5 protein-coding genes are annotated in these 3,860 nt (G+C 60.6%); all 5 read left to right on the forward strand.

Annotated elements, in window-relative coordinates; translation table 11 throughout:
* The coding region (gene ydgT / locus QMM04_RS21450; protein ID WP_282996985.1) for a transcription modulator YdgT at positions 1-174 on the forward strand (174 nt) is incomplete at its 5' end.
* 109 nt (positions 175-283) lie between these two features.
* Positions 284-727, forward strand: coding sequence for a DUF2569 domain-containing protein (locus QMM04_RS21455; protein ID WP_058758460.1), 444 nt, complete (start codon positions 284-286; stop codon positions 725-727).
* Between the two features lie 123 nt (positions 728-850).
* The gene (rsxA, locus tag QMM04_RS21460; RefSeq protein ID WP_010618951.1) at positions 851-1,432 is read left to right on the forward strand and encodes an electron transport complex subunit RsxA; all 582 of its coding nucleotides are present in this window, start codon (positions 851-853) and stop codon (positions 1,430-1,432) included.
* Between the two features lies 1 nt (position 1,433).
* On the forward strand, positions 1,434-2,012 hold the full coding sequence (gene rsxB / locus QMM04_RS21465; RefSeq protein WP_021506189.1) for an electron transport complex subunit RsxB: 579 nt from the start codon (positions 1,434-1,436) through the stop codon (positions 2,010-2,012).
* Positions 2,005-3,860 (forward strand): electron transport complex subunit RsxC (gene rsxC, locus QMM04_RS21470; protein ID WP_282996984.1); only part of this gene is annotated, 1,856 nt, incomplete at its 3' end. The genes rsxB and rsxC, both read left to right, overlap by 8 nt.

Below are 3,860 nucleotides of genomic sequence, written 5' to 3' on the forward strand. Positions count from 1 at the left end.
AATCTTGAGAGTCTGGAAAAACTCTACGATCACCTCAATTATTCGCTCACTGATGATAACGAGATCATCAATATGTACCGCGCCGCCGATCACCGCCGTGCTGAACTCGCCTCAGGTGGCCGTCTGTATGACCTCGGCTGTGTGCCGAAATCCGTCTGGCGCTACGTGGTGTAAAGCGCGCTTATCTCTGTTTCTGCCCCTGGTGCGCTGTCCGAATCGGGCGTGACCCGTTTGGACATGGTACGCTCTGCCTCGTCTTTTTTCTTACATCAGGATGAACAACATGTCCGAATCGGTAAACCCGCCGCGTATTGCCGGCTGGCTGCTGCTGCCGCTGGCCTGGCTGATTATGACGATGCTGACCAGCGCGCTGGTGGTGGCGCTCTATCTGCGGCCGCTGTTTGACACGGAACTGCGCACCACGCTGTTTTCTCACGCCAGTATTTTAATGACGCAGTGGCTGGTGTCCTTACTCACCGCCGCCGCGGTGTGGCTGTACAGCATCTGGGTGTGCTGGATCTTTTGTCAGCGCTCGCGCCGTCTGCCACGTCACTACATTCTCTGGCTGCTGATGACCGTATTGCTGGCGCTGAAAACCTTCGCTTTTACGCCGGTGGCCGATGGGAAAGCGATCCAGACGCTGCTGCTGGCCCTGCTCTCGGCGGCAGTCTTTGTGCCCTACTTCAAACGCTCACAGCGGGTAAAACAGACCTTTATTCAGCCCTGATGACGCTCTTTTCGTCAGGAATTTAATTCTGAGTGCTCTCAGCCAGCGCACGAATCGCGCAAAGGTTGAGATGCACCTCTCAATTCCGGATAATAAACGCCTTTCGGCTTCCCAGGTTAAAAAATGACCGATTACTTACTGCTCTTTATTGGCACAGTGCTGGTGAACAACTTCGTGTTGGTCAAATTCCTCGGCCTTTGCCCTTTTATGGGCGTGTCAAAAAAACTGGAAACGGCCATTGGCATGGGACTTGCCACCACGTTCGTCATTACGCTGGCGTCGATTTGCGCCTGGCTGGTGAATCACCTGATTCTGCTGCCGCTCGATCTGGTGTACCTGCGTACCATGGCCTATATCCTGGTGATTGCGGTAGTGGTGCAGTTCACCGAAATGGTGGTGCGTAAAACCAGCCCGTCGCTGTATCGCCTGCTCGGTATCTTTTTGCCGCTGATCACCACCAACTGCGCGGTGCTGGGCGTGCCGCTGCTGAGCGTCAACCTCAACCACACGTTCCTGCAGGCGGCGCTGTACGGCTTCAGTGCGTCACTCGGCTTTTCGCTAGTGATGGTGCTGTTCGCTGGCATGCGTGAACGTCTGGTGCTGGCCAACGTGCCGGCACCGTTCAAAGGAAACTCCATCGCCCTGATCACCGCTGGCCTGATGGCGCTGGCGTTCATGGGCTTTACCGGTCTGGTGAAATTCTGATATGACCGCGATTTGGATTGCTATTGCTGTTCTGGCGGCGCTGGCACTGGTGTTTGGTGCCCTGCTGGGCTACGCCTCGCGCCGCTTTGAAGTAGAAGAAGACCCGATTGTTGAGCAGATCGATGCGATTCTGCCGCAGAGCCAGTGCGGCCAGTGTGGCTATCCCGGCTGCCGTCCGTACGCCGATGCGGTGGGCAATAACGGTGAGGCCATTAACAAATGTGCGCCGGGCGGCGAACAGACCATGCTGAAGCTGGCCGAGCTGCTTAACGTTGAACCGCAGCCGCTGGATGGCGGCGCGGAGGTGCTGACGCCGGTGCGCACCGTGGCGTGGATTGACGAAGCCAACTGCATTGGCTGCACCAAATGTATTCAGGCCTGCCCGGTTGACGCCATCGTCGGTGCCACGCGCGCCATGCATACCGTGCTGAGCGATGTCTGCACCGGCTGCGACCTGTGCGTCGCGCCCTGCCCGACCGACTGCATTGAGATGCGTCCGGTTGCCACCACCACGGCCAACTGGAAGTGGGATCTTGACACCATACCTGTACGGGTGATCCCGGTAGAACATCATGCTTAATCTGTTATCACTGCTGCGCAAAGACAAGCTGTGGGATTTCGAAGGCGGCATTCACCCGCCGGAAATGAAAACCCAGTCCAGCGGCACGCCGCTCAGCCAGCTCCCGCTGCCTGAGCAGTTCATCATTCCGTTGAAACAGCATATTGGCCACGAAGGCGAAATCTGTGTCGCGCCGGGCGATAAGGTGCTGCGCGGCCAGCCGCTGACCTTTGGCAGCGGCCGGATGCTACCGGTGCACGCGCCCACTTCCGGCACCATTGAAGCCATCGCGCCACACATGACCGCACACCCTTCCGGCCTGTCCGAGCTATGCGTTTTCCTGCGCGCCGATGGCGAAGACCGCTGGATGCCGCTCGATCCGCAGCCGGACTATCGCGCGCTGGGTCGGGACGCGGTAGTGAAACGCATCCACGATGCCGGTATTGCGGGCCTCGGCGGCGCGGGCTTCCCGACCGCCACCAAACTGCGCGGCGGACTGCGCGGCGTCAACACGCTGATCATCAACGCCGCCGAGTGCGAACCTTACATCACGGCGGACGATCGCCTGATGCAGGATTGTGCGGCGGAAGTGCTGGAAGGCTGCCGCATCCTCGCCTGGGTGCTGCAGGCGGAACGCGTGCTGATTGGCATTGAAGATAATAAGCCGGAGGCGATTGCCGCGCTGAAACAGGCGCTGGCCGGTGACCGCGAGTTGCAGCTGCGGGTGATCCCAACCAAATACCCTTCCGGCGGTGCCAAACAGCTGACCAAAATTCTCACCGGGCGGGAAGTGCCGCACGGCGGACGCTCCACCGACATTGGCGTGCTGATGCAGAACGTCGGCACCGCCTGGGCGGTGAAGCGCGCCATTGTCGATGGCGAACCGATTACGGAACGCGTGGTGACGCTGACCGGCGAGGCCATTGCCCGGCCACGTAATGTCTGGGGCCGTCTCGGTACCCCGGTAAGCCATCTGTTGCAACAGGTCGGTTTCACGCCGGGCGCGCGCCAGATGGTGATCATGGGCGGGCCGCTGATGGGCTTTACCCTGCCGTCCCTCAACGTGCCGGTGGTGAAGATCACCAACTGTATTCTGGCACCGTCGGCCAGCGAGATGGGGCAACCACAGGAAGAACAGTCCTGCATCCGTTGCAGCGCCTGCGCTGACGCCTGCCCGGCAAAACTGCTGCCGCAGCAGCTGTACTGGTACAGTCAGGGTGGCGATCATGACAAAGCGCGCGCCCATCACATTGATGACTGCATTGAGTGCGGTGCCTGTGCGTATGTCTGTCCCAGCAATATTCCGCTGGTGCAGTATTACCGTCAGGAAAAAGCCGAACTGCGCGCCATCGATCTGGAGGCCAAACGCACCGCCGAAGCCAAAGCACGCTTTGAAGCGCGTCAGGCACGCCTTGAGCGGGAAAAACTGGCGCGGGAAGCGCGCCACGAGCAGGCCAAACAGCGGGTTGCGCGCAGCGATAAAGCCGAGCTGGAAGCGGCAACCGGGCGCGTGAAAGCGCGTCAGGCCAAAACGCCGGAACAGGAAGCCGCCGAACGTGAAGCGCGCCATGCCCAGGCGCTGGCGCAGCAGGCCGAGAAGCAGGCTGAAACCGAACCGCTAAGCCGCCAGGCCATTGACCCGCGCAAGGCCGCCGTGGAAGCCGCCATTGCGCGTGCTAAAGCGAAAAAAGTGGCCGCGCCGGCACAGCCAGCCGCTGACACCACGACCGCAGAAAGCGATCCGCGCAAAGCGGCGGTTGAAGCCGCTATCGCCCGCGCCAAAGCGAAGAAAGCGGCGGCGGCGCAGACGCCGGCCGACGCTGAGCCGGCAGCGGAAACGCCAGCGGCTGAGGTCGATCCGCGCAAAGC

This window comes from Pantoea sp. Pa-EAmG (assembly GCF_030024295.1).
Lineage (GTDB): Bacteria > Pseudomonadota > Gammaproteobacteria > Enterobacterales > Enterobacteriaceae > Pantoea > Pantoea dispersa.